The organism is Bacillus sp. Cr_A10, from assembly GCF_029222665.1.
GTDB lineage: Bacteria > Bacillota > Bacilli > Bacillales_A > Planococcaceae > Psychrobacillus.
Map to the genome: position 1 here is coordinate 110,865 of NZ_JARHXR010000001.1, position 20,563 is coordinate 131,427.

Annotated in this window: 23 protein-coding genes; 11 read left to right on the forward strand and 12 right to left on the reverse strand. The window is 34.4% G+C overall.

Features of this window, described 5'->3' with window-relative positions; genetic code table 11:
* Positions 1 to 332: 332 nt before the first annotated feature.
* Together P2Q73_RS00550 and P2Q73_RS00555 are read right to left on the reverse strand one after the other, a co-directional pair.
* Positions 333 to 1,214 carry a DUF7687 domain-containing protein gene (locus P2Q73_RS00550; RefSeq protein WP_275782755.1) on the reverse strand — a complete coding sequence of 294 codons (882 nt, stop codon included), beginning with the start codon at positions 1,212 to 1,214 and terminating at the stop codon, positions 333 to 335.
* Entirely contained in the window at positions 1,186 to 1,452 is a 267-nt protein-coding gene (locus P2Q73_RS00555; protein WP_275782758.1) for a helix-turn-helix domain-containing protein, read from the reverse strand. Before P2Q73_RS00555 ends, P2Q73_RS00550 begins: the two co-directional genes overlap by 29 nt.
* Before the next feature lie 131 nt (positions 1,453 to 1,583).
* Here P2Q73_RS00555 and P2Q73_RS00560 point away from each other — a divergent pair, with 131 nt between their 5' ends.
* From P2Q73_RS00560 to P2Q73_RS00585, 6 genes are all read left to right on the forward strand, one after another.
* Entirely contained in the window at positions 1,584 to 2,468 is an 885-nt protein-coding gene (locus P2Q73_RS00560; protein ID WP_275782761.1) for a DNA adenine methylase, read from the forward strand.
* Positions 2,469 to 2,853: 385 nt separating this feature from the next.
* Entirely contained in the window at positions 2,854 to 3,024 is a 171-nt protein-coding gene (locus P2Q73_RS00565) for a hypothetical protein (RefSeq protein WP_275782764.1), read from the forward strand.
* A gap of 177 nt (positions 3,025 to 3,201) precedes the next feature.
* Positions 3,202 to 4,503 carry an FtsK/SpoIIIE domain-containing protein gene (locus P2Q73_RS00570; protein ID WP_275782766.1) on the forward strand — a complete coding sequence of 434 codons (1,302 nt, stop codon included), beginning with the start codon at positions 3,202 to 3,204 and terminating at the stop codon, positions 4,501 to 4,503.
* 4 nt (positions 4,504 to 4,507) lie between these two features.
* Entirely contained in the window at positions 4,508 to 5,044 is a 537-nt protein-coding gene (locus P2Q73_RS00575) for a replication-relaxation family protein (RefSeq protein ID WP_275782768.1), read from the forward strand.
* A 14-nt stretch (positions 5,045 to 5,058) separates the two neighbouring features.
* The gene (locus P2Q73_RS00580) at positions 5,059 to 5,583 is read left to right on the forward strand and encodes a hypothetical protein (RefSeq protein WP_275782771.1); all 525 of its coding nucleotides are present in this window, start codon (positions 5,059 to 5,061) and stop codon (positions 5,581 to 5,583) included.
* A gap of 65 nt (positions 5,584 to 5,648) precedes the next feature.
* A complete protein-coding gene (locus P2Q73_RS00585) occupies positions 5,649 to 6,293 on the forward strand; it encodes an HNH endonuclease (protein WP_275782774.1) in 645 nt (214 codons plus the stop codon).
* 204 nt (positions 6,294 to 6,497) lie between these two features.
* On the opposite strand, the gene P2Q73_RS00590 is transcribed toward P2Q73_RS00585, so the two are convergent.
* From P2Q73_RS00590 to P2Q73_RS00605, 4 genes are all read right to left on the reverse strand, one after another.
* Entirely contained in the window at positions 6,498 to 6,944 is a 447-nt protein-coding gene (locus P2Q73_RS00590; RefSeq protein ID WP_275782777.1) for a hypothetical protein, read from the reverse strand.
* 226 nt (positions 6,945 to 7,170) lie between these two features.
* Positions 7,171 to 7,698 (reverse strand): hypothetical protein, encoded by a 528-nt coding sequence (locus tag P2Q73_RS00595; protein ID WP_275782780.1) that lies wholly within the window; start codon positions 7,696 to 7,698, stop codon positions 7,171 to 7,173.
* A 106-nt stretch (positions 7,699 to 7,804) separates the two neighbouring features.
* Entirely contained in the window at positions 7,805 to 7,981 is a 177-nt protein-coding gene (locus P2Q73_RS00600; RefSeq protein WP_275782783.1) for a hypothetical protein, read from the reverse strand.
* A gap of 16 nt (positions 7,982 to 7,997) precedes the next feature.
* Complete coding sequence (locus P2Q73_RS00605) at positions 7,998 to 8,291, reverse strand: YolD-like family protein (RefSeq protein WP_275782786.1); 294 nt, start codon at positions 8,289 to 8,291, stop codon at positions 7,998 to 8,000.
* A 257-nt stretch (positions 8,292 to 8,548) separates the two neighbouring features.
* Here P2Q73_RS00605 and P2Q73_RS00610 point away from each other — a divergent pair, with 257 nt between their 5' ends.
* From P2Q73_RS00610 to P2Q73_RS00620, 3 genes are read left to right on the forward strand one after another with little or no spacing between them, the layout of a single operon-like run.
* Positions 8,549 to 9,565, forward strand: coding sequence for a hypothetical protein (locus P2Q73_RS00610; protein WP_275782789.1), 1,017 nt, complete (start codon positions 8,549 to 8,551; stop codon positions 9,563 to 9,565).
* Positions 9,566 to 9,579: 14 nt separating this feature from the next.
* Positions 9,580 to 11,607, forward strand: coding sequence for an McrB family protein (locus tag P2Q73_RS00615; protein ID WP_275782792.1), 2,028 nt, complete (start codon positions 9,580 to 9,582; stop codon positions 11,605 to 11,607).
* Positions 11,591 to 13,417 carry a nuclease domain-containing protein gene (locus P2Q73_RS00620; RefSeq protein WP_275782795.1) on the forward strand — a complete coding sequence of 609 codons (1,827 nt, stop codon included), beginning with the start codon at positions 11,591 to 11,593 and terminating at the stop codon, positions 13,415 to 13,417. The genes P2Q73_RS00615 and P2Q73_RS00620 overlap by 17 nt, the downstream gene beginning before the upstream one ends.
* A 213-nt stretch (positions 13,418 to 13,630) precedes the next feature.
* Here the strand turns inward: P2Q73_RS00620 and P2Q73_RS00625 are convergent, their stop codons facing one another.
* Positions 13,631 to 14,257, reverse strand: coding sequence for a recombinase family protein (locus P2Q73_RS00625; protein ID WP_481747124.1), 627 nt, complete (start codon positions 14,255 to 14,257; stop codon positions 13,631 to 13,633).
* Positions 14,258 to 14,575: 318 nt separating this feature from the next.
* Between P2Q73_RS00625 and P2Q73_RS00630 the strand changes: the two genes are divergently transcribed.
* Positions 14,576 to 15,787 carry an AIPR family protein gene (locus P2Q73_RS00630; RefSeq protein ID WP_275782797.1) on the forward strand — a complete coding sequence of 404 codons (1,212 nt, stop codon included), beginning with the start codon at positions 14,576 to 14,578 and terminating at the stop codon, positions 15,785 to 15,787.
* A 170-nt stretch (positions 15,788 to 15,957) separates the two neighbouring features.
* Here P2Q73_RS00630 and P2Q73_RS00635 read toward each other — a convergent pair whose 3' ends face one another.
* The 5 genes from P2Q73_RS00635 to P2Q73_RS00655 all read right to left on the reverse strand — a co-directional run bounded on the left by P2Q73_RS00635 (position 15,958) and on the right by P2Q73_RS00655 (position 19,919).
* A complete protein-coding gene (locus P2Q73_RS00635; RefSeq protein ID WP_275782800.1) occupies positions 15,958 to 16,467 on the reverse strand; it encodes a helix-turn-helix domain-containing protein in 510 nt (169 codons plus the stop codon).
* A 412-nt stretch (positions 16,468 to 16,879) separates the two neighbouring features.
* Positions 16,880 to 17,002 carry a hypothetical protein gene (locus P2Q73_RS00640; protein ID WP_275782801.1) on the reverse strand — a complete coding sequence of 41 codons (123 nt, stop codon included), beginning with the start codon at positions 17,000 to 17,002 and terminating at the stop codon, positions 16,880 to 16,882.
* 68 nt (positions 17,003 to 17,070) lie between these two features.
* Positions 17,071 to 19,137, reverse strand: coding sequence for a phage/plasmid primase, P4 family (locus tag P2Q73_RS00645; protein ID WP_275782804.1), 2,067 nt, complete (start codon positions 19,135 to 19,137; stop codon positions 17,071 to 17,073).
* A 231-nt stretch (positions 19,138 to 19,368) separates the two neighbouring features.
* Entirely contained in the window at positions 19,369 to 19,638 is a 270-nt protein-coding gene (locus P2Q73_RS00650; RefSeq protein ID WP_275782806.1) for a hypothetical protein, read from the reverse strand.
* The gene (locus P2Q73_RS00655) at positions 19,635 to 19,919 is read right to left on the reverse strand and encodes a helix-turn-helix domain-containing protein (RefSeq protein ID WP_345798815.1); all 285 of its coding nucleotides are present in this window, start codon (positions 19,917 to 19,919) and stop codon (positions 19,635 to 19,637) included. The genes P2Q73_RS00650 and P2Q73_RS00655 overlap by 4 nt, the downstream gene beginning before the upstream one ends.
* A 67-nt stretch (positions 19,920 to 19,986) precedes the next feature.
* Here P2Q73_RS00655 and P2Q73_RS00660 point away from each other — a divergent pair, with 67 nt between their 5' ends.
* Positions 19,987 to 20,535: a helix-turn-helix domain-containing protein gene (locus P2Q73_RS00660; RefSeq protein ID WP_275782812.1), complete on the forward strand. Its 549-nt coding sequence runs from the start codon at positions 19,987 to 19,989 to the stop codon at positions 20,533 to 20,535.
* Positions 20,536 to 20,563 lie beyond the last annotated feature (28 nt).

Genomic DNA, 20,563 nt, shown 5'->3' on the forward strand with positions numbered 1-20,563 from the left:
TGTCATTTCAGTCCTTGCAAGGCTTTTTTGATTTACAAAGTATCATCTCTTTAGAGGTGGTGCTTTTTCTATTTGAGAACAAGTAAATAAGCACGCTCATTAGAGCGTGCTTATTATTCGTGCAAGTGACAATTTTTATTGGTAAATGACCATCACAAAACCAGTGTGAATACCAAGTAATTTTAATTTAAAGATACCAAATATAGGTAGTTTTTATCTGAAATTGGTCATTACGTATAGTCGCGTCCCATGAAATGACCCATAATAATTAATAAACCTTAAAACTTATTTTTTATATGAGTTTATGAAAAAAAAAGACCTTGGAGGAGCCATTAAATCGACTTCTTGTCTATAAAGTTTTCTTTGTAATATATTAATGACTTTTCAACAATTACTGGCCATCTATCAAATACTTCTTTCCCCAAAAGTACTTCATCAGCAAGTCCAGCATGCAACATGTCAACAACTCTACAAAGATAAGGTTTTCCTTTATCCCACCATGTACCATGAGCATCAACTATTAAAACATGATTGATATGAACTCCCGTGTCTTCTTTGATAGTTTTCACTTCATATCCATCTAATTGAGTTTCATATACCGCTCCAGATATTTTACTACCAAAGGATGTTGTGTAGTAATATTCTTTTAGTTCCCAAATAAGATGTGCATTTTTTACATCGGGAAACGCACCATCAAAACGACGTGACATAATTCCCTCTAGTTTTCTATCCTCACTTAACACATAAGATAGTGAACGTGGATCGTGATTAAATCCTATGTCCTTGCCATATTCTAATCCATGAAAATCCGCAAATTTACGAATTGTACTTTCGGTTAAAATATTTACAATACCAGTTAAATAGGCAACTTGCTTCTTTTCACCTGATTGTTTATTCATTGGAATGTTACTTGTGTATGTATCAACAGGAAAAATCTCTAAAAGTTTATTGAACTCTTTTGCTGCTGTCGCTGCATCCATTAAGTAATGCTCATGACTATTTAATAATTCTGCTCTATATTCTATGTAAGACAATGCTTCATCTAATACATCTTCTTCTATGTTAATTTTTAAAAAAGTAAATTTGCTTATTACAGCTTGTTTCGTGTGAGATATTACTGCTCCGTTTTTGGAGTAACCCAATTGTTCAGAAATGAGTTTAACATAAGCCCAAAAAGAAGAATCTCTACCTAGAAATATCGGATTCGCTTGCATATTGATCTGCTCCATTCTCCATGCGACTAAAGAAAGATGAAACAGGTATATCAAGTTCTTTACATATTTTTATAATGTTGATTAGAGATAGATTTCTATCACCTCGCTCAACATCACTTACATATGTTCTATGAAGTCCCACTCGTGCCGCTAATACTTCTTGAGATAATTCTCTCTCTTTTCGTATCTCTTTTAAAGTATTTCCGAATGCCTTCTTGATTCTCGATTCATTTACCATCTTTTCTCAACTCTTCTTTATTTAGTCTTTATATACAAAATGTAATCCTTTTGTATACTATAAGTCTACAGACTATAAGTGACATATCATTGACTACTGTAGTATAATAGTAAGCATAGAGGTGATTGGTTTTGGCTACTAAATTAAAAACGGATGTTCCACAGTTATTGAAGTGGATCGGCAATAAACATCGATTTGCAAAAGAAATTGTTTCATACATGCCTAACGATATAAATACATACTACGAGCCTTTCTTGGGTAGTGGTGCAGTATTGGCGACACTAATTAGTGAAAAAAGAAATAGTCTATTCCCTACTTTTGAACAGGCGGTAGGTGCGGATATCCTTCCCTTTCTTATAGATATATTTAATTATGTAAAGTTTGAACCTGGAATACTAATTAATCACTATCGAAATTGTATCACGGAATACAATACTGATCGAGAACAGAAATACATAAAAATTAGAGACAGATTTAATGAAGATTTTAATGCATTAGATTTTGCTGTCCTAACTCGTACTTGTTACGGAGGTATTATTCGTTTCAGAAAATCCGATGGATATATGTCTACTCCAATTGGACCACATAATCCAATATCCCCAGACAGTTTTGAAAATAGAGTAATGCAATGGCATGAACTACTACAAGAAGATATTTCATTTGCTAATCGTGATTATAAAGAAATCATGGACATGGCACAAGAAGGTGATTTAATCTATTGCGACCCTCCATATACTCACAGTCAAACGATTTTATATGGTGCACAAGCATTTAAGATAGAGGAACTATATGAGAAAATTCAAGAGTGTAAAGATCGCGGAGTAAAAATCATGCTGTCAATAAACGGAACAAAAAAATCAGGTCAAGAAGATATCGGTATTCAAGCCCCTGAAGGATTGTTTGAACGCTCGCTATTTGTAAACTGTGGTGTGAGCATGATAAATCGATTGCAACGTCAAGGTGAAAAAATGGAAGATGAAATAGTCCACGATAGTTTGTTTTTCACATGGGAGTAGAGAAATCTACTCTCTTTTGGTAGTACTTTAAAATTATTGTAAATACCTTATTAGGCTTAATAAACGATATATACACTAAACTCTTCCTTATGTTTGTTTCAAATTCTGGACCATACCCCTCTTCTCCTATGTATATTGTAAGTCCGTTCTCACTTACTACGTCTATTCCAAGACGTACAGAGGAAATTACGAAACAATCTTTAGTTAAAAGCTTCAAAAGGAACTGAAATTTAAAATTGCCCAACCACATATTATTGTGGTTGGGCTTTAATTGTTCAACTTTTTCTAACTTTTTATAAAGAGACGGGAATTAAACTGAAATACGCTACATAGGTTATAGAGAAAGTTAGAAATGGTTAGAGAATTTAGAAATGAGGCGTTCACATTGGCAGAAAAGAAAGAAGTAATACAAATAGCAGCTAAACTAAACCCAGAGATCGATGCAGATTTAATTGAAGGTATTCGGAAGATACCAAAACGTGATAGAAGTCGAACTTATCGTGAAGCCTTACGTTTTTACTTCAAACATAAAAAGAAAACGGAGGAAAATGATTGAGTTTTTTGAATACCCGATTAAAGTCCCATTTAAAGTCTCGCCTAAGACGTCAAATGGGACGCTTTTCTTTCCTTGTATATCAAGGGTTTATCTGCGATTTAAAAACTTCCCATTTACCGCAACTATTTATACTAAATAGAACCTCTGTGGCGTTTGGGGCTAGGGAGGAATCGTCCGATGATTTTTGAAATCTTAACAACTTCGATTATGGGTGGAATTGCCATTAAGGCAGCTATAAAAAAGAATGGTCTCTCGACAAATGACAGCGGTAAAATTCAACGGATCATATCGTTATCTGGATTAAACGTTAAAGATGGTAAGAACACTTTAACTACTCAACTTATCCGTAAAAAATCGTATGAGTGGGGATGGGAGTTCCACTATAGGATTCCGCTTGGGCGCAGTTATGAGGATTATCTCGCAAAACAACGTGTATTAGAGGATGGCTTGAACAATCGGCGAAAGCAAATAACTATTACCGACTTAAAAATTTTAAAACTAGACGGAAACATCATAGATAATCTAAAGGTGTTATGGACCAACAAACTAACAGAACGCAAGGAAATCGAAATATCCTTTGATGGACTGCTGAAAATACGAGTATACAACGAGTCTTTACCGTTACAAGTACCGTTTCAACCTGGCGTTAATTGGAGCATTCCAGTAGGTGTAACTCGCGATAAAAACATGTTTAAGTATCACGATTTCGAGAAGATTCCGCATATGGTTTTAGGCGGTGCAACACGATACGGTAAATCTAATTTCATAAACTCGATGATTACGAGTTTGCTGCAGAGTCAACCGGATCACGTCAAACTGTTTCTAATCGACTTAAAAGGTGGAGTCGAGCTTTGCGACTATGAATCTATTAAGCAAACGCTATCCATCGCGTATGAACCAGAGGAAGCATTTGAAACGTTACAAGCAGCCTACGACCAAATGCGCTCCATACAAAGCCGTATACGATACCTCGGTAAGAAAAACGTACAGGAAGCTGGTATAAAGGAACGTTACTTCGTGATAATAGACGAGGTTGGTGAATTGAACCCGTCGGAATCGGTAAGCATTCAAGATAGGAAATTAAAAGAAGAATGTCAGAAGTTAATGAGTCAAATAGCGAGGCTTGGCGCAGGTTTAGGCTTCCGTCAAATATTGGCCACTCAATATCCTACTGGCGACGTTATACCGCGACAATGTAAGCAAAATTCAGACGCTAAAATTGCTTTCCGTGTACAGTCGGCAGTCGCTTCGCGCGTTGTCCTTGACGAAGTAGGTGCCGAGAACTTACCGGAAATTGTAGGGCGCGCCATCTATCGAACTGCATCCAAACTCGAAATCCTACAGACACCTCTTATTACACCAGAAATGATTCAGAATACGCTTGCTCCTTATAACGTCGAGAAGGAGGTTATTATACTTGAAAAACCGGAAGTTGAGCAACCGGGAGGAATCGATACTATTGTTATTGAAGAAATTTGATTTCATGACCCGTAATCAGCTTAATCTTTATTTTCGACTAGGATCCAAACGAAACACAAACAGAGTCATTAGTGCATTATCTGATTATCTTACGCACGTACGAGATGGACACCATTTTATTTATTATTTAAACGCAAATGGTAGAGCCTACGTCGACTGCAAAAAAATCAGGAAAAAGGGCGCTCACGTCGAGCACACAATTATGCGGAATGAGTTTTATCTTTTCTACGGTTGTCCTCATGACTGGAAGAACGAAGTAAAGGTATCCGACGGCAAAGCAACTATAATCTGCGATGCTTTATTCACGAAAAGTTTAAGGTATCATTTTTTAGAGGTGGATTATACACAACCGATGTCCGAAAATCGCACGAAAATAGCACGCTACAATGAATTGTATAATAATGGATTGTTAGCCCAAAAGCTACAACACTTCCCCACAATTATATGGTTAACTACTTCTGAATTACGTCGAAATCAACTCCACGAAGCTTGTAGAGAACTACCGCTAGCGAAAGTATATACGATAAGCGAAATCAAATAGAAGGAGGAAAATGAGTGTTTAAACGTAAGTATAAAATTGAAGTTGTACCGGAGTCAAAGTATACAGATTTTAGTCATCGTGATCCAGGTGATGTGTATGCCACTAAAAAGACAGTAGTAGCCGCTGCAGCTATACCTGCCGCTGTAAGTATAGGACTAATCATAAACCGATTATCTGAAGCATATACCACAGTATCCCTCCCCTTAACTACACCAGTAATTGAACCAGTTAATATAATCCCACAAGTTCCTAACCTACCAATAAATATTACGTCCACACCTGAAATAATTCCTACAGGATATATTGCAGATACTTCTTTAGAAATGCTTGCAAATGTATTAGATCCTCTTGTTCAAATACTGGTAGCTATCAGTTTCCCGATAGCAAGTGTCATTATGATTGGCGGCTGTTTCTTCTTCATGATAGGTAACTCCGAAAAAGCCTGGCAAACTATCATGAATGCAGGCTTAGGTTATGTATTAATTCAGTTGTCTCCGCTATTCCTACAAATTCTACGTGAAGTCGGGGAAGCTGTTTAAATAGAAATAAACCATCGTGACCATTACACCATGTAGAGCTCTTTTAAAACTAAAGGAGGTTTAGGATGCCGGTTATCAAGAAGTGTGTTTATTGTGAGAAAGAATTTAAAACTAAGCCTAGCCATGCAAGTAAACGAAAATATTGTTCGTATGAGTGCCGAAATAAAGGATATGTGAAAGACAGGGCATTAAAAGAATGTATTGTGTGCAAAAAAAAATTCGAAGTATACGACAACAAATGGAGAAAAGATGCTAAATATTGTTCTCAACAATGCAAAGGAAAAGACCAATCTAACGAAAAACATTGGAATTACAAAGGTACTGGTAATCGACTAGAGGATGATCCCGAACATTTGAGAGAAAGAAGACGAAACCTTGTCATCAACAGTGAGAAAGTAAAAGATTGTCTACGTCGAGGAAAGATGAAACGAGAAAGAAACCTTTTCGTTGAACACACTTTCACCGAATGGATCGAACTTCTAAAAAAGCATAACAACATCTGTTGTTATTGCGGAGTACGAATGACAAAAACCCCAGGAATAAAACAACGTACAAGAGATCACATAATACCTATTTCAAGAGGAGGGTCAGACAAGATAGAAAATATAATACCCGCTTGTAGATCATGCAATTCGAAAAAAGGAAAACTCACCTTAGAAGAATTTTACGAAAAACTAGATAAAGAGAAAATTGAAAGAAAATCCTTATAAGGGGTTCAATTTCCTATCGGAAAACTTATACTCGCACTAAAAACGTAAGTAAATATGCACAACTAATTGCTCGCATTTGCGGTGCTTTTTGTAAATTAAAATAAGAAATGACTTAGTGACAGTTAACTAAGCCATTTCTTATTTGTTTTTCATTCGTTTGTTCAACTAAAGCACCGTTAGTTAAATAAAGTAATAATAGGGCAATTAACTTTCCCAATCTTCTACACTTATCATCCCTATATTTTCCAGATGCATTTCTGCACCTCCTTCAGGACTACCGGCGGTAAAGTAAACCCGATATAAAAGTACTCCTTCTCTTTGATAATCTACCCTAATATAAGTATCATCCACTCCTGCATCAGCCGGGGAAGGTGCGTTGTATACTGAATGTAGGAAATTCCCAATTGCTATATCCCCTTTAGAAACAGTTACGTCAAACGTTCTCCAGTTACCACCGTTTTTTACGTATTTTGACTCTTTTGTATCATTCTGCCCGACACCAACATCCACTTTTTGACCTTCTGGACGAGTATCTCCTCCCCAAGAAAGAGTAAGCGTGGCTCCAGGCCCTTCTTCCACCACAGTTTGGTTATGTACAGTTAATTTCGACCTATTACGCCGATCCTCAGGCTCCCAATAGCATACTTCCACTTTGACTACCTCCTTTATTTTTCCATTCAGTATTGTTATTCCCCAAGATAATAAATATATGAATTAAAAATCGAGAAATTAAAAATGTATACCTTTTCCTTTTGGATAGTCCATTTCTCTTCACTAACCTGCTTCGTAAGTTGAACAAAAAAAAGAGCTGCATTGCAACTCAGTGATCTTCATCTAAAGCACCCGTTAGTTCAACAAGGATAGTTGTGAATAGCCTTCAGGGTAGGACAACCTTCTTGAGCTGTTCTTTCGTTGATAAATTAGTATCATTTGTACCAACCAAAAAAGAATAGCCGTGTAAAATTACTTCTGTTAGAGTGTCACTTGGACCTAATTCGAATATAGGATACTGTGCCGAGACTTTACCCTTCAATTCATCTCTATCTTGTATCTTAAATCTTATTTCCTTTGCTGAATTAGTTATAAAGAAATCATCTAAGGTTAATTTCCATCCAACATCGTTTAGTATACTATCCAGTTCATCTATCGAATGAACCTCGTCAATTCTGTACCTAAGCCTTTTGTCATCATCGTCTAAATCATCCACTTCTCTTACAAAGTTCTGGATAACCTTTAGAGGGAAACGGTTATAGTTTTTCCAGAAGTCAGATAAAGTTGTTCTATATTCTCCGTCAACACTATACATATATTCTGGTTCTTTTATACAATCACAAGCCCAAAAATCTATACGGTTATTTGTATACACCGTTCGGTCATCAATATTAACTATATTACTTCCTCCCACCTATTTAGTGCTTCCACCTCTTATTTTTCTTTACATTATTCCTTTTCCTTCTTCAACTAACCTGCTGAGTTAGTTCAAGAAGCTAACTAAACAACCACCTTCCGAATTAACGGTTGGTGGTTTCTCTTTCATCTAGTATACGGCAATATTCTGCCAGCTCATCAATATCTTCCGCAGGCATATGTAGTAGTTGATTCAGTGTGTCCATTACTTTTTCTCGAGACATTTTCTGCATCAAGGCTTCAATTAATTGATTTACTTCTTCTTTTTGCTTATTATCCACTTATAACACCTCAAGTCTAATCTGTTACAGTCACATCCACAATTACGTCCAGGTTATAATTGTGAAGTTCAAAAGGATCATCAACTTCAATTGTTCTATTCTTTAGATCAACATTCTGAATTATACCACCACGAAGAATAAATTCTCCATCTCTCCACATCTTTATTGTTACATCACATTTTCTTTTAATTGCTATGTTTATTGTTTCTTCAATTGCATGTAAATCCCACTCATCCAATTGGGGAAGTGGTATTTTCTTTTGTTCTTCAGTATAACTTCTAATTAACTTCAAATGTTCTGGAAGCATCATAGCTACCCACTTTTTACTTCAAGAAGAATCGCTATAAATTAATTCATACTTTTAAATTGGTTTGTAATCAATTAGGTAGGTGGTATACCCAAACATTTCAAACCAAAACATACCTTACTCTTATTTCGCTTCTATATATTTCCACCTTGAAAAGTAGTAATATTAGAGTGTAGCCTCTATTCTACAAATTATTCAATATTTTAAGAAATCCGTATTTTATATTAAAAAATTAATGCATTTGAGAGGAAGTGGTGGCCATGGTAAAGGGTATTGACATCAATATTTGGAAATTCCTAATTAATAGGCTTGATGAAAGTCAAAGAAAAGAAATATTAAAAAGAGAAAACATAAGAATAGGTAGTATCCAAAGTCAATTAGTAAGTAAACAAAGCCAGTGGAAAATCGTTTTAAATCGTCTGAACTCAGAATTAAATAATCCTAGGGTTCAAAATGTAATAAAAGATTATTATATTGACTCACAGGTACCTAAACTGAAAGAAGACATTAAAATGAAAGCAAAGCATTTAAAAGAACTTGAGACTATGGAAGAAAAAGATTTTGAAAAAAATATTACAGAGTATGGCTTTTTATATGTTCTTCTGTACCTAATAGTAAAACGTGACACTGAAAAGTTAAATAAGTTAATACATTACGAATCAGATGAAACTGTGTCTGAAAAAGAAAGTGACTCTAGTAAAGTGGAGCTTACTAACACAATAAAACAATTAACAGAGCTTAAAAACGAATTAAGTATTGTAAAAAAAGCTCATAAAGGATTACAAAAAAAATATGACGCTTTGGAAAAAAAACACAATGAAGTAATTTTGAAAAAGAGTAAAGAGGTAGAGGATGCTTTAAATAATTTAGATAGTACCAGAAAAGAGTATGAGGAACAATTGAATTTACTCATAGAAGATAATACTAACCTTGAAAATCTATTGCAAGAAGAAAGTAGAAAAACGCAAGAAATCAAAGAAAATAGTAGAGTAGCTGTAAAAGTTAATAAGGAAGAATCTAACTACATAGATAATAAAAAAAGAAAGACAAAGGTTTTGGTTTTTGGTGATTTACCTATTACTGTACAAAAACAAGAGCAATACGAATTTATGTTCTTCGATCAAGATATTTCCACCTACCAATTTAATGAAGACTATGATGAGTATTGGTGTATTGAAGATAAATTGTCGGCTAAGGAAAAAAAGCAGTTACAAAAAAGCATTTATAACATAAATATAATTTTTGAAAAAAAATATTACAGTGAATTGGTTCGCTAAGGGAGGAATTTATTATGTATACACAGACTGAACACAAAATTTTTGGAAATTATTACTTGGGTAGGCTGGCAAGCCCAGGGGAAATGAAGAGTGGCCAAGATCCACTTTATGAAGGAGCAAATAGATATAAAGTAAGTATTAAAATCCTTTCACGAATTCCTGATCGATTAGAAATTGAATTAGGACGAGCTGGAAATGTAGTAAAGGCACTTGATACACGGCTACGTCCTGAATATACCCTTGATCCTACTTCCGGATATGGAAGTTTGTCAAAACATGAAAAGCGAAAGCAATTACACAATGATTTTAGAGGGTCTCTTGTCGTATTTAAGCTTGAATACAAAGATGGTTACTACAATGTTATTAATCCAGTGTTTACTACAAAAGACAAGGATTTCTCAACAGAACAAGAATTTGATACAATTCCTTATTTTAAGGTATGGGACGTAAACCAATTTATTGACCTATTAAAAAGTGGTGCTAAAATTAGCGATCTACGAAATTATATTGATAATAGCAGGTTCAATGCATTAATGTTTGAAGACTCTTTTGTTCCTCCCTATATTATCTTGGAAGATAGTGAAGAGAAAGTTTTTGCATTTGGACCATTAAAAGATATTATTTCAGAGGAAAATTCAGTATCATTTTCATTTTCTACAGAGGCAAATAAAATTATTATTGAAGACGATGATTTCTTATACAGTAACTACGGTAACGTAGAAAATAATGAGGAAAACCTAGAAAATTTAACTTGTTATTTCATCGAAAAACATGCTTCAAATCCTATAAGAGAAACACTTAAGAAAAACGAAAAGAAACTGTTAGATGATAAGAAAAAAGACGACCCGATTTCAAATGTTGAAATTCAGGAAAAAAATATAGATCAGGTGGAAAAGGTTCAAGCTGAAGCAGAACATGTAGAACAAAGAATTCTAGATAGGTTCAAGATGATCTCTGAGAGTCATGGATTGTTCTATACCGATGAAGACCTTTATAATTTTCACACATCGATGAAGACAGGAAATCTAGTTATTCTTGCTGGGATGAGTGGAACAGGGAAATCCAAAATTGTCAATTGCTATGCGGAAGCTCTAGGATTAGAAGATAGAGGAAATTACAAAAAAATACCTGTAAGACCGTTCTGGCAGGATGATAGTGATTTGTTAGGTTATTTGGATGTATTAAATAACATATACAGACCTGGGGATTCTGGTTTAATCGATTTTCTCATTAAAGCTAATAAAGAGGAAAATAAAGATCAACTCCATATTGTTTGTTTTGACGAAATGAATTTAGCACGAGTTGAGCACTACTTCTCACAGTTTCTATCAGTATTAGAAGAAACTAGCGAGGACCAACGGAAAATTACGCTGTACAATAAAGATTATCAAAATCGGCTATATAACAGTCGAGAGTATACAGACACAGTTAAAATAGCTGATAACGTCTTATTTGTAGGCACAGTTAACCTTGACGAATCAACACATCATTTTTCTGACAAAGTTTTAGACAGAGCAAATGTCATCCATCTTAAACTTCGATCATTTAAAGAAGTCGCAAAATCTGCTGAGAAATCAGATATCGCAGATAGTATTGGATCGGCAGCATTCACGAAAGCACAATTTTATGGAACACGACCATCTACAATAGAAGAAAATAAGTTTCTATTACAAGATAGTGAATTAGACTTCCTATGGGGTGTACATAATCTTATGCAGAGTGCGAACAACCAGTTGGGGGTCGGTTTCCGGATTGTTCGTCAAATTGATCACTATCTACAATGTTTACCTAGCAATAATGTACTCACCAGGGAAAAAGCAATGGATCTCCAAGTTATTCAACGTATATTAACAAAAATTCGAGGGGGAGAAGATCAACTCGCATTTATAGTGGGAAAATACGATGAAAATTCCAAACAGGTTAAAGATAGTTTATTGATTCAATTATTTGATCAGTTTAATGATATTTCTGATTTTGAGGGCTCTAGAATAAAAGTAATTAATTTAGCTAAGGAGTTACAAGTGTATGGACATACCGTTTAAATTCAAAATTCAAGAAAAGGTTAAACGTTCAGAAGAAAATCCGCTTGGGTATGAAATGATAGATTATAGCAGCTACTTTTTTAAAGAGTCAACAAATGTTCCAGATCAAAAAATGATACCTATTACTGAGAATATAGATATAATTATCGAAATCAATTCTCCTCAAAACGATGCAAGAATTTACATGGATACTTTGGATTATTATCAAAGTTCCATATGTCAAGAAGACGATAACGGGAATATTTATATAGAGGAATCACAGGAGCCAATAGTACTATTTAAAAACCTTTCGATTCCTAATTCTAATTTAAGCTATTATCCTTTTATACCGGGTACATACCAAATATACGTTACTTGTGGTAAAGAGAAATACTATGCCTATATAAATGTTAGCCCAAAACAAGTTACAAATAATGAATTAAATATAATGCGAGAAGAGTTAGAAGAAATGATTGAAAATTTAGCGCATATGTTAGTCAATAACGAATCTGCCGCAAAAGTAGAAACAACCTCTGATAATAGAGAATCCATTACCAATCAATTACTAATACTTAGTAATAATTGTAATAAAATAATCCCAATAGTAAATGAAATTAAGCTGTCCCCAAGGTCTAAGGTTATTAACCAGTATCAATTAGAGGATACTTATCAAGCAAGGATTATCGATCATGAGACTATCAAATATCGATTAAAGAGAACGGATGCTCAAACAAAATTATTGGTTCCTAAGAGGTTGGTTTCAAGAAACCTTCCTGAAAATCTAGTAATTATCGATGTTGTTAAATACTTACACAAAGTAACTCGGTCTGCGATTCAGTATACGGAGCAAATCCTCCCTCATATAGAATATGATACGAATAGACTTAGTGGCGGAAAATATCCAAGGCCAGAAAGTGAAAAGGTAAAGTATCTTAAACAAATTGAATCCCTTAAAGAGAGTAGAAAAAAAATGAAAAAACTTTCTAATACGTTTAATTATTTTTTGCAATCCGAGTGGGTTAAAGAAGTAAAAGGTAAATCTAGCAATGCAACTGGCTTACATTTGGACGGACGCTACCGATTTCTATATCAAATTTATCGAGAGCTAAAAATTATGAAGAAAAAAATCCAGTTAAATACCGATTTTTCTTATAGATGGAAAAGAACAGATAAGCTATATGAAATGTGGTGTTTCGTTAAGTTACTTAAGGCTTTACAGTCACCTATATTAGGATTTAAACCCATAAGTGGATGGATTTATGGGGACAAAGAGATCTTAGATACATGGAAAGTTCCCTTACTAAAAGAAGGCACAACAATAACCTTGCAAGGAAAAGAAAATAAAGTAATAAATTTAGTCTATGATAAATCAATAACATATGACAGAAAACTAACACGTTACGAAGATCCATTATATTCACAATTTCCTAACAATAGACCCGACACACGAATTGATTTCTATGATGACGATAAGTACGGTGCAAGTTACATTATTGATTTCAAATATAGGCCAGCGGAAGCAATAGGAAATCTGCGCGTAAGTGAATATAATAATGAGTGGACTGCATACAAACAGCTACTACATTACTCAAAATTTGATAGTGAATTTGTAAATAAAACAAAAGAGCACACTATTACTGATAAAAAATTCCGATCTACAAGTCCTATTGCAGGCGTGTGGGTTTTTTTTCCAAATGCAGAAACAAATAAATCAAATCGAGAGATCACTAAGAAGGATTGGTTAACTAAAATACCTTTTAGTCCAGGAGAAAATTCGGAAAAGCTCGAAAATCTTATCTTGGAAGCGTTAAAGCATGAGATGTTTATTTAGTAAATTAATTCTAGGAATGTTAGGAATTTTAAATATTTGAACGGTATTGCATATGAATTATTGGAAAATGATTTAAATTAGGAACAGACAAAATGGAGAACAAAATTGTTCTTCATTTTTTTCATTACTCATACTCAGTCTAATCGCCCTCCACAACAAAAGCCATTTCTTATTCAACTAGAGAAGGCTAGTTAAAGCAACCCACCAATGGAATTATCTTCTTTCTTCCTCCCTCAATCCACACTTAAAATTCTTTTCTTTTTCTTCTTTTAGCTTTAAATAAATCGTTGGTTTAGGAACACCTGTAAGTTTAACAATGTCAGCAACACTCATACCGTTTTCTTCTCTAGTAGCCATCAAGTTTAATGCTTGTTGTACTTTCTTTTCCGGTTGGCCAATACGGCCCATATGCTTCCCTGCTGCTTTTGCTCGTTTCCTACCTTCACTTGTTCTTTCAACAATGATATCACGCTCGAATTGTGCAAAGCTTCCTAAGATGTTAAACATCAACTTGTTTAGGCTTGTGTTGTCTTTACCTGCTCCAAACGTTATGTTATCCCGTAGGAAAACAACACTAACACCTTTTTCGTTTAATTCTGTAACAATTTTATTTAAGTCGATAATGCTTCGAGCCAATCGATCAATCTTTGTAACAACAACCGTATCACCTTCACGAACATATCCAAGTAATTCTTTTAACTTAATACGATTCATCGTACTTGTGCCAGTTACTTTCTCGACGAACAACCTTTCACAACCCTCTTCGGTTAAGGCTTCAATTTGTGCAGATAAATCTTGCCCGTCACCCGAAACACGACCATATCCAACTTTTTCACCCACAATTTCACTCCTCAGTCTAATTGTTAATAATGTTCTGTACTAATAATTATATACAAACTTTTAGACAAATATTCGTTCGAATATGGAATACATTTCGAGTGAATTAATAATGGTCTATTTCTTAACACTTTTATACAAAGTAAATACTTTAACTTATTTGGGCGGGCTTTCAAAAAAACATAAGAATTTCCAACAAGTTAATAAATGAGTCTAAAGACACTTGTTTTTACCCCAATAATTGCTTACAATCAAATTGTCAGCAGACAATAACAGCGAAAGCTGTAATAAATGGGCAACGTCCCTAAGGAGGAACCTAACATGGTTACGAAGAAAGATTTAAGTAAATGTACAGTTTTTGAATTTAAAGTGGATTCAGTTCGCCTAATCTCAGATAATAAAGGTACAGAAGAAGAACAGTTGCACGCTATTATGCGTGTAGATGTGCAAGATGTTCCTGAGGGTATTTGGATGGAAACAAACTTGAGAGAACGTAATTTCAAAACTACTGTAGCAAAAAACATTAGAACTTCTTTAATAGAATCCCCATCTGATAATTTTCATGTCTTAAATCGCGGAATTTTAATCAGCGCGCATCATATTGAAATTGTAGAAAAGCCTGACGGAAAATACGTTCGTGTTTATTTGTTACACAAAGGATTACATGGAAACGTAGATGGTGGTCATACACTAAACATTATTGTCGATAATAAAGAAAGTATTATATTTAAAAAGCGCGTTACAATCGAAGTTCTTACTGGTATTGAAAGCTTTTTTGAGGAATTAGCTGCCGCACGAAATACATCTGTTCACGTAGAGGATAAATCAAAATTAGAGCTTGAAAAGAAATTCGAATTTATTAAAAATGCAATTTCCGGGAAGCGTTATGCTTCAGATATTGCTTATAAAGAAAATCAAGAGGGTTCAATTGACATTACAGATATTATTGCAATATTAAGCATGTTTAATTTAGATCGTTATCCTAACAAAAAGGGTGATCAAAATTTCCCAACTGCAGCCTATGCGCGTAAATCTGCTTGTACGAAGTGGTATTCAGAAGATTATTTAAAAGGTAATAGCAATCCATATAAAAAGATGGAAGGGATAATTACTGATATATTGTCTTTAGTTGATGCCGTTCAATCAGGTTTACCTAAGTTTTACAACGCATCTGCTCCAAATGCTAAATATGGGCGTACAAGTGGTGTAGCTGTTGCTAAAGAAGGTAATCAAGGTTTCAAGCGATTATATGCGGATGATGTTGCATATCTAGAGCATTCAACTCCCAACGGGTTTATATATCCAGTTGTAGGCGCATTTCGTTATCTCATAAAAGAAGTAGATGGTAAATATGTTTGGAAAACTGATCCATTTGCTATTTTAGAGGAAATTGGGACTTCTTTAGCCATAACGGTTATTGAAGCACATCGCGGCTTAGGGAATAACCCGAATGCAACTGGTAAGTTTATAAATCTATGGAGTAGTTTATATAATATAGTGAAATTAGCTTATCTTGAAAAAGTTGAAGATTAAGCATTCACATAGTCAGTAACAGATAAAATTGAACCCCAGATAGTAAACACTTTAAAAGTGGTCTATTCAGGGTTCTTTTTATTTATGATTATTTAGCTTTATGTAGCATTGTATAACATTTCAGGTTTGTCTTTATTCAAAGGCTCGAGAAGTTAATATATTAAGTGCTATTAATTGCTCCACTTCTTGAGATCTCCCATTTCCACTTTAATGGTACCCTCGTGCTCGTTCTTGATCTCAACACGATCTCTCCATCTTTCAGGTTGACGATTTTTCAACCAAAATATTTGAGCATTTACGTCAGGCGCTTGCGACTTCATCACACGTTTTACTATTGCCATCTCCCCATCATGGTTCTTCCCCCAGGTTTCCTCTTCATATTGGTATCCAATAGCTCGCTTCAATAACGAAATCTCAACCTGTTCATCAATTACCTTTTTCCCCTTCTTAATGGCATCGGCAAACTCGGGAAAACGATCCTGCCATTCATATAATGTAGCAACGTTAACCCCCATTTTATTAGCAATTAGTTTGTTAATTAATCCTTCCTCGGCCCACTTATTTACTAATACCAAACCTTCTTCATTTATCCAATTCGTATAGAGAGGTTTACGGCCAACCTTTTTCTTGACTTCAGTTTTTCTAACATTTTGCGATACATCTTGTAACTTTTTCCCCATGTGCCATCGCTCCTTCATTCCACATTAATAAGAAAACGTTATTTCTACATGTTACCTTGCAACTTTTTAGACGTATATTTATTAGTTAGTAGATGATCATCAACATTGGGTGAGGATTAAAATGATTTCCCGCGATATTTATGTACTTTGAACTTAGTGCGGTAAGGGATGAAGAATTTTGTAGATGATAATGATGATTTTTCAAGTAAATAGCTTTTAAAAAATAGAGTCAAAGTGTGTACTTTAGCTTCATTCCTTTATATATATTTTTATTTTTAGAAAAATCATCTACAATCGTCTACTAAAATCATTTGGGGCTTAGAGTCATAAGGGGAAAAGTCTCTACAATGTAAAAATAATCATCTACTAATCAACTACTATTTGTTGAAGATTTGTAGATGATTAGAGAAGTTCAACTGTTATCTCGCTCTACATCTTTTCTTAATGATAATCCTACATAAAATCGTTGTCCGCTGATTCCTATAGGGACAAACTCCCTTTCTATTAATTTTCCTCCTAGAGCTTTACCACTCATTTCATTTTCTCCATTGTCGTGAGCCCATATTTTGAATGTAGCGTAGATTTCTTTAAATGATACTTTTGCTAATGGGTTGATGCTGAAACAATATTTAAGAACCTTTGCACTCCGTCCATTTCCTCTCGATATTCTTCAGTAGCGGATGTTACACCGGAAGGGCATTGTAGACCATTTTCCTTCCATTCTTCACACCCTTCAAGCATCCAGTTTAAAATACCTGATGCTTCGGCCATTAGCTTCTCTTTCAAGCGAGGATCTCTCTCGTGATCTTCAATTCTGACTGTAAATGGAATAAGTCTGATTCGGTTCCAAATTGCCTCTTTTGTTTCATTAATTATTGGCTTATGGTTACCAGCAAGAAAGATTTTAAATTGTGGTGTAAATTCAAAATACTCTTTATGTAAAAATCGAGCTTTTATCGTATCTCCACCTGTAAGTTGTTTAATCTTTGACTCTGCGAACACTCTTCCTATTTCTGTTTCTTGAGCACTTACAAAACGACTTCCTTTTAATGCAGCAATGTCGTTGCTTACGCCTTCATTTTGCTGTTGAATAAAAGTACTCATAGGTGTTGTATCTGCATATTCACCAATGATGTAACCTACAACTTCCAAAAAGGTTGATTTTCCATTTCGTCCGCCACCATACAAGAAAAAAAACTTCTGTTCAGACGTATCTCCTGTTAATGCATACCCTAAAATTCTCTGAAGGTATTTAATTAGCTCCTGGTCTCCCCCCATGACCTTGTGTAGAAACTTGTTCCACTCTTCACATTTAGCATCTGGAACATATATAATTGGAGACTTCTTTGTTATTAAATCTTTTTTGTTGTGTGGTTGTAATTTTCCTGCCTTTAAATTTAACGTACCATTAGCCACATTAAATAAATATATATCCTTATCAAGTTCATCCATATCCACGCGTGTTGGAGTTTGGAATCTAGCAGTTTTAACCATATCTTTCAACCGACCAATGTTCTCGGAAGAAGTAGCAAAATTGTACATTTTTTTCCGTTCATTATCATCTTCAATTTTGGATGCATCTCTTCGTATGTTACCAGGAATGTTTTGTGCTAAAAGTAATATTTGTTCTTGCTGGTCATACGCCCATCGACTTCCATCCCAGATTAACCAAGATGCTTGTCTATGTGAGTATTTAATTTCTTCGCCATATTCATCAACTAACCTTTTTGCATTTCCTAAATCATTTAACCCATAAAACTTTCTTTCTGTAGCTACATCTTCAAAGTCTTTAGTTTCTGACACTTGTGGTCTGGACAAAGCTTTGTTAAGCGTTTTTGCTCGATAATCTGGGCGATTAATCCATTTGTCCCTATTCAAAGCAGATCGCTCAAACAGTCTTTGTATTTGTTCTAATTGATTATTACTGAAAAAAGCAAGATACGAACATAATCCCAAATCTGCACTACTATGGTCATTTCCATAGTCTGAAATATCACCAAAGAACAGTTTTTTGATTTTTTCCCCTTTCACACTTTTGAACATCTTCTGCAGAACCACTTCATCCGATAATAATTCACCAGTCTCTATCGGCTCCATTATTTCATGAGGTTGAATATTTCTGCGAAAGGTATTTTCTATAAATTTAGTTATGTGTTTACCTTCATTTATTGCTAAATTATTGATATTTTCCCCTGTCATAGTCATGAACCTTTTATTGTCATATACTTCAAGATTGAGTTCAGCATTTTTGTTCATAACCTTTTCTTTATTGTGTGTGGACTTAACCCAAACATGAATACCTTTTCTGCTTGGACTTAACTCTGCGTAAGATAGATTAATAATCTCCTTAACTTTCTCCGTTAGGTTGTCCATATCCACATTGTCAATATCAATACATGTATATGGATCTTCTTTTGTGATTACAACACCAATACCATCACTCTTACCTGCTTGATAAGCTTGATTTATCGCTTCGAATGAACCCCATGTGGTTTTATCATTGATTTTTGCTTTATCCACCCCATTAGCTTGATAGGGTATTTTGGCGAATTCGTTTTTTTCAGGTATTTTTTCTGCTCTCCACAAAACCCACTGATTTAGATTTATTAATTCCTTAGGTATTCCATTACAATTAGGGATTAATATTTCGTCTTTATTTACTATAACCATTTATTTGAGCCTCCTATTTTGCAATTAACCAAAATAATATGTCCGCACATAGCACGGTAGGCCCTGACGCATACTTTGTTGAAAGTAATTTCGTCTGTTAGCTTTGTTCTAAGTTATTGAATCGATTACCAAGAACTACTGAAATCTATTATTTCTTCCCTTATATGGATTATCACTAGTTGTCAATTAACTTATAAAATTCCTCATTTAGCCGCCAAGCTTATTGTTGTTTTACCATTCATCTACGATTTCTTTGATTACTTCAACTGACTGTTTATAGAACCACCAACGTTTACGTGATTTTCTTCTTTCAATTACTCGCATGCGTGGATCTGATAGAATTTCATCTTCTAAGAAACGTTTGCTCATAGAAGTAATTACAGCTAATTTTTCTAGGTCGACCATGAATAAAGTCTCGTGGATATGTTGTTCCAGTTGTGCCTCGATATATTCCTGAATTGATTTCTGATCAATTTTGACTTCTATGGAACTAGGTATCACCTGTTAACCACCTCTTTTTGTAGAGACTGTTGTCGTGTCCAATCTTCAATAACTTTTCGATTGAACAGAATTTTACCTTTAATCCGAAAATAAGGTATCTTATTTTCTCTAACCATTGAGTAAGTTGTTGTGTTGCTAATCCCCAAAAGATTACAAAGTTCCCTAACATCCAATGTTATTCTCTCCATGCCATCACCTCTTTCCAATTGTGAACACATCGTTGCAAATGTGATTAATTTTATTGTACAAATTTTCAGTATACTTTGCAACGTTTTTTTCATTTTGTTTGCAAAAGTGTTGAATGTGTTAATATGTAAATAAGTTGTTTGTTCAATAGGAGGTTATATAATGAATGAATCCAATAATTTTGGTAAGTTCCTGAAAAAAATAAGAGTAAGTCAAAAATTAACTGTACGAGCTTTGAGTGAGAATTCAGGAGTTTCACCTTCTTATTTATCCCAGGTCGAAAACGGTAAAAGAGGAGTTCCATCTCCTGAAGTCATTCGAAAAATTGCTGCTGCTCTTGATTATGATTATTTTTCATTAATGCGTGTTGCAGGGTATATGACAGTTGATACGAACAAAGACTACTCAAGTGAAGAGTTTATTTCATCAAATGAATTAACCGGTATTGAAAAAAATGTTCGAGGGGATTCGTTTAGTAAACCAAAGTTCATTAATATTCTTTTTAATTATCCCAGAATAGACCAATTAAATGGTGAAGATTTAGAACTAACAGAAGAAGAAGCAAAGGAACGGTTCTTGTATTTAGAGAATCTACTTACAATGAATGAAAATATTTACTTAAATTCTAAAGTATTATCAAAAACAGAAAAAATAAAAGCACTACAAATGCTTAAATTAGTATTTGATGAAACTCCTGAAGGAACAGAATAACTACTCATACTTACCTATTCCTGTACAA

Coding starts and splice junctions, on each gene's coding strand:
- P2Q73_RS00550 (WP_275782755.1), bottom strand. CDS start 1,214: ATGCAAGCGAATCCGATATTTCTAGGTAGAGATTCTTCTTTTTGGGCT.
- P2Q73_RS00555 (WP_275782758.1), bottom strand. CDS start 1,452: ATGGTAAATGAATCGAGAATCAAGAAGGCATTCGGAAATACTTTAAAA.
- P2Q73_RS00570 (WP_275782766.1), top strand. CDS start 3,202: ATGATTTTTGAAATCTTAACAACTTCGATTATGGGTGGAATTGCCATT.
- P2Q73_RS00575 (WP_275782768.1), top strand. CDS start 4,508: ATGACCCGTAATCAGCTTAATCTTTATTTTCGACTAGGATCCAAACGA.
- P2Q73_RS00585 (WP_275782774.1), top strand. CDS start 5,649: ATGCCGGTTATCAAGAAGTGTGTTTATTGTGAGAAAGAATTTAAAACT.
- P2Q73_RS00605 (WP_275782786.1), bottom strand. CDS start 8,291: ATGATGCTTCCAGAACATTTGAAGTTAATTAGAAGTTATACTGAAGAA.
- P2Q73_RS00610 (WP_275782789.1), top strand. CDS start 8,549: ATGGTAAAGGGTATTGACATCAATATTTGGAAATTCCTAATTAATAGG.
- P2Q73_RS00615 (WP_275782792.1), top strand. CDS start 9,580: ATGTATACACAGACTGAACACAAAATTTTTGGAAATTATTACTTGGGT.
- P2Q73_RS00620 (WP_275782795.1), top strand. CDS start 11,591: ATGGACATACCGTTTAAATTCAAAATTCAAGAAAAGGTTAAACGTTCA.
- P2Q73_RS00630 (WP_275782797.1), top strand. CDS start 14,576: ATGGTTACGAAGAAAGATTTAAGTAAATGTACAGTTTTTGAATTTAAA.
- P2Q73_RS00635 (WP_275782800.1), bottom strand. CDS start 16,467: ATGGGGAAAAAGTTACAAGATGTATCGCAAAATGTTAGAAAAACTGAA.
- P2Q73_RS00640 (WP_275782801.1), bottom strand. CDS start 17,002: ATGAGTGGTAAAGCTCTAGGAGGAAAATTAATAGAAAGGGAGTTTGTC.
- P2Q73_RS00645 (WP_275782804.1), bottom strand. CDS start 19,137: ATGGTTATAGTAAATAAAGACGAAATATTAATCCCTAATTGTAATGGA.
- P2Q73_RS00655 (WP_345798815.1), bottom strand. CDS start 19,919: ATGAAAAAAACGTTGCAAAGTATACTGAAAATTTGTACAATAAAATTA.
- P2Q73_RS00660 (WP_275782812.1), top strand. CDS start 19,987: ATGAATGAATCCAATAATTTTGGTAAGTTCCTGAAAAAAATAAGAGTA.